Raw genomic sequence first — 3,068 nt, 5'->3', positions numbered from 1 at the left:
CACACACCCTCCAAACATGGAGGTCCCGATACTGCGCTCGGACCGCCCAGGCATCAAGGAATGTCAGGCGAATCCGCAAAACCAAAGATCGACATCGCGTCCCCTATCCGGTTCCCAAACCGCCACACGCCGGCAGGAACAACTCCTGACCGATAACTCAAGATTTGCGGCGGTCATGGCCCAGGTGAGACGCCCGGTCCCATTCCGAACCCGGAAGCTAAGGCCTGGCACGGCGATGGTACTGCACCCGACAGGGTGTGGGAGAGTAGCACACCGCCGCATTATATTTCACAAGGACCCCGGTCGAGCGAAAACGCTCCCGGGGCCCTTCTCGTATATACAAGCAAACACACCAAAACAAGAAACCTTGCTGGACCGGGATCGGCATGAATCCATGTCTGATCGCCCCTCAATTAGTTTCACCGACAAGGGGGAGCCGGGAACAAAGGGACATGTCAATCTCGGTTCAACAAAACCCAGAACACACGGTCCCAAGAGACCTCCCACATATCCAAGAAACCAGGCGGGTACCGACACCCAGAGAACCCTACGCATACGCGGACAAATACAAGAACAACCTCCGACGAAAACCTGACAGAGGGCTCTCCCTCTTGTACGTGTATAGACGCCCATTACAACTAGCTTTCGAAAGGGGAGGGAACTGAAATGAGTTCCCTCCCCTTTTTGTATCCATAACCGCGTATTCCCATTATTCCGGTAGGATGATTATGGAATTGGGAACTCTGGCGGGGAGGTGACGCGCATGGTTGCGCAAGGCCGCGATGATCGCAGTGTCGAGGCATTGGTGAAGTCCAAGGCGGTACTGGATGTGTTGTCACATGGGCCGAGCACTGTCCGTGCCATCAGTGAATGCACCGGTGAGCCGGTCAGTTCCACATATCGTTTGCTGGACAATCTGTCCGCTGCCGGATGGGTCGAGCGTGGTCTGAATCGTGGCGAATATCGTCTGGGCATCGCATGCGTACGAATCGGTGGACAAATCGAAAGCGGCTTGGACATCCAGCAAATTGCTCGCCGGGTGTTCCGTGCCCATCGAGGCCAGTTCGGCGTATGGGGGCTGTTCGTGCGACGGCGTCTGCGCAGCGTATGCATCGAGACCCGTACCAGGGAGGCGCTGCAAAGCTACGGACAACTGGTGGGCAATAGCGTGCCCATCAGTGTGGGGGCGCCCTCGCTGGTACTCGTATCGTGGCTGGACGCAGAACGGTACGACCAGTTGCTGGAGCATTACGCCTACACCAACGAGATGGGCGGCACCTTCTCCACCATGCGCGTCAATGCGGTGGAACGTGCCCGTATGGTCCGGGACACAGGATTTGCGTTCGATGTCGGCCAGACGCTGGCCGGATCGGTGACCATTGGTGTTCCGGTGTTCAACCATGCCGGTGAGGTGCAGGCCGCCGTGGTGCTCGGAGGATTGTCCCGATCGCTGGAAACGGGCCTGAGCGCCCTGCAATCGCCGTCAGAGGCCGGTGCGGCGACGACGGTAGGTTCAGGCGCTGCTGATGTCCGCAAAGTCGGTGCCCCTGTTCGCAATGTGAAGATGAATCCTACTGATCGGTCAAGCGCCGGCTTGGACGCCGATGGAGCCGATGCAATGGTTCGTTTGGTGCAGGCCGCCGGTCGCGAGATTTCGCGAGGCCTGGGCTACTTCGGCGATTACCTGGGCCTTGGCCTCGAAGATTGACGATAGGCCGATAACGGGGAGACGAACCGCAATTCAGCCAACGAACGTATGCCGAACTGAACGGTAGCGGTCGGAATACCGCAGATCCGCGACGACGTGTCCTTTTCGGCGCGGCACGTCGAAGGGCCTCCCCGAGAATCGACGGAATGGTCGAACAAAACGTTTCACAGTAGCCACAACACAGAAAGGGCGCTGACGATGGCGGACGATAAACGAGAACCCACGAGGGCGTTGGACAAGGCGAGCCGCGTTATGGAGGCGCTGGCCAGAGAAGGTGGTCTGTCGCCCGCCGATATCGCGGATGTGTGTGGCATCCCGCGTTCCTCCGTCTACCGTGTGCTGGATGGCCTCGCGGATGTGGACTGGGTGACTACGGATGATGACGGCAACTATGCGCTGTCCCTGACCTGGTTGCGTCTGGCCGACGCCGCGCGGGCTTCGCGTACGGAATGGTCCGGAGCGCGGCCGGTGATGGAACGCATCACTGCGGCCACAGGCATGACCTCGTTCTTGACGGTAGCTGCCGGCGACGAGACGGTATGCGTGGAGTGTGCTCAAGGTCATGCCATCGATTCGGTGATTCTGCGGCCGGGGCGTGTACTGCCATTGCATGCCGGCGCGGCGGGGCGCATCACGCTCGCGCATTTCAACGACGAGCGCGCCGAACGATACCTGCAGGACGCACCGTTCCCGGCCTATAACGAGAACACGCTGGTCACGGCCGAACAGTTGCGCGAGGACATCGCCTTGACCAGGGAACGTGGGTATGCGCTGTCGAATGAGGACGTGACGTTGGGCATCGGTGCCGTTGGCGTGCCGATTCTGGATCCTGCGACCGGGGAAGTCGTCGCGAGCCTGTCCGCGGGAGGTTTCGTGGACGAGGTACTCGCCACGCAGGAATCCCTGGCTGCATTGTTGCGTCAGGGAGTAAGTGAAATTCAGCAGGTTGCTTCCAATTGATTGGCGTGACTGAGAAACGTCGCGCTGTGGGTGAGTCCTAACGACACGCCGGTACGAGACATTTTTTCGGGCGATGTGTCGTGCTTGTTGGTGTTTTGTTGGTGTTGTTGTGGCTTGTTTTTGGTGTTTTCGACACGCCGGTGGAGGCTAGTGTTTGCAAGGGTTTTAGAGGTGTTGGTGTGGGGTGGGGTTGCGTTGGTGGCTGGGGTGGTGTAAGTTATTCATTCGCTGCCGCTGAGCGGTTCGGTTGGAATCCTTCTGGTTTGTTTCTTCCGGGTTGGTTTGTGTGTGGTGGTGGTTTGAGAACTCAAGAGCGTGTTTGTACTACTTCTTTATAGTCAATGATTGCCAGTATGCCTCAAGCCCGGCCTTGTTTTGGTTGGGTTCCCTGGGAGGGGTT

2 protein-coding genes and 1 rRNA gene are annotated in these 3,068 nt (G+C 58.6%); all 3 read left to right on the top strand.

What is annotated here, in order from left to right; translation table 11 throughout:
- Positions 1–165: 165 nt before the first annotated feature.
- A 5S ribosomal RNA gene (gene rrf / locus KIH81_RS11900) occupies positions 166–282 on the top strand.
- A 481-nt stretch (positions 283–763) separates the two neighbouring features.
- Positions 764–1,708 (top strand): IclR family transcriptional regulator, encoded by a 945-nt coding sequence (locus tag KIH81_RS11895; RefSeq protein WP_236029602.1) that lies wholly within the window; start codon positions 764–766, stop codon positions 1,706–1,708.
- A 198-nt stretch (positions 1,709–1,906) separates the two neighbouring features.
- The gene (locus tag KIH81_RS11890) at positions 1,907–2,668 is read left to right on the top strand and encodes an IclR family transcriptional regulator (protein ID WP_214305516.1); all 762 of its coding nucleotides are present in this window, start codon (positions 1,907–1,909) and stop codon (positions 2,666–2,668) included.
- Positions 2,669–3,068 lie beyond the last annotated feature (400 nt).

The sequence above is a fragment of the Bifidobacterium miconisargentati genome (assembly GCF_019331675.1).
GTDB classification, from domain to species: Bacteria; Actinomycetota; Actinomycetes; order Actinomycetales; family Bifidobacteriaceae; genus Bifidobacterium; species Bifidobacterium miconisargentati.
Note: the sequence above shows the minus strand (reverse complement) of the source record. Positions and strands in the feature narration are given on the sequence as shown.

Coding starts and splice junctions, on each gene's coding strand:
- KIH81_RS11895 (WP_236029602.1), top strand. CDS start 764: ATGGTTGCGCAAGGCCGCGATGATCGCAGTGTCGAGGCATTGGTGAAG.
- KIH81_RS11890 (WP_214305516.1), top strand. CDS start 1,907: ATGGCGGACGATAAACGAGAACCCACGAGGGCGTTGGACAAGGCGAGC.